The sequence below is a fragment of the Azorhizobium doebereinerae UFLA1-100 genome (assembly GCF_000473085.1).
GTDB lineage: Bacteria > Pseudomonadota > Alphaproteobacteria > Rhizobiales > Xanthobacteraceae > Azorhizobium > Azorhizobium doebereinerae.
In genome coordinates, this window is the sequence record NZ_AXBA01000098.1 from 1 (window position 1) to 1,310 (window position 1,310).

Sequence of the window (1,310 nt, forward strand, 5' to 3'; positions counted from 1 at the left end):
ATCGCCACACGATATGACCGGCTCGCGACCAACTTCCTGGCCGCCGTCTCCATCGCCGCAGCCGTAAGCTACTGGTTATGAGTCTGGGCCCTAGCGTCGGGAAGTCCGGATGGTCCTTCACAGCCAGCACCTTCGCGGCGAGGTCGTGGACCGCCAGCCCAGCGGTATACTCGAGGCGCATGTCGCCGGGCGTGCCGGTGAACCCCGCTCTGATTGTGTTGAGGATCCGCCAGAGAGGAAGCATGTCGGCGCCGGTCGAGGCGTGTCTAGGGATGCTTACCCCGTGCGTTGCGAGCAGTTCCTCGAAGCTGTCAACGAGACCGGACACGCCCGCGATCTGAATTTGCATGCCCTGTTTCCTCGTCCGCCAGCGCCGCCAGCAATATCGCAATCGCGTGCCCAGAGCGCGCACGCAGCGGACGGTCAGCTCGACCAGTGATTTCATATTCCGACTGCCGTCGTTATTGGCTGGAATCTGTCATATGGATGCGTCACTGCGACAACTACCAGACGGATATCGCGTAATAAAGCATCGTTCGCGGTGGCCAAGAGCAATCTGAACCAAGGTCCGCTTGCTGCCCCGTTGCGTCCATCGGCATCACCAGAACGACCGTCGACTTCCAGGATTCGCTTTCAACGCCCGGAATGGCCCAATGTGGGGCACCTTTATGCCCGGCAGCTGTCAGATTTGCGAATGGCCGGTTTCGGCGCGAGCCGACATTCACCGCACTGCATAGGAACGACGTGTGTTGGTCGGCAGCCGACTCTGCGTGAATGTCAGCTATCCCCGCGACCCGGCTCTGAAACGGACATTCCGCTATCGGCCCCACACCGGAGTTCAGACATGCATACGGAAAGTTCCACTCGTGGCGCACAGCCGCCCGAATGCGTTTACCCCATGACCGCCGAGACTAAAACAACCGAGTCTGTCCTCCGTCCTCCTCATCCTTCACCCGCGCCCGCATCCTCTGCGCCGTCCGCCGATGCAGGCCGGCATGTCCCGCCGCCTCATCGATGGACGCCCCCTCCGCCAGCGCGCGCGCCATCCTCAGGCGCGCCGCCGCCAGCGTCCCCGCGGGCCCCATGGGCACGGTGATCGTCTCGCCCCCATACATGGCGCACAAAAGGTCCGCCCCCTCCCGCCCGAGCAGCGCCACCAGGCGGTGCTCCTCGCCCGCCCGCTTGGGGATGGAGAGCCGCCGCCCGCCATGCTCGGAGGCAAAGGCCAACACCCGCGCCAGGCCAGCGGCCGGCAGCAGCGCGGACAGAAGGTGCGGCAGAGGCGGAACCTCGCTCATGCCCGCCCCGCC

Annotated in this window: 1 protein-coding gene and 1 pseudogene; one reads left to right on the plus strand and one right to left on the minus strand. The window is 64.7% G+C overall.

Features of this window, described 5'->3' with window-relative positions; translation table 11 throughout:
- Positions 1–81, plus strand: a pseudogene (locus tag YU1_RS33840) (IS5/IS1182 family transposase); the annotation flags it as partial.
- Positions 82–911: 830 nt separating this feature from the next.
- Here YU1_RS33840 and YU1_RS31410 read toward each other — a convergent pair.
- A partial coding sequence (locus YU1_RS31410) for a helix-turn-helix domain-containing protein (protein ID WP_210163772.1) occupies positions 912–1,310 on the minus strand: 399 nt, incomplete at its 5' end.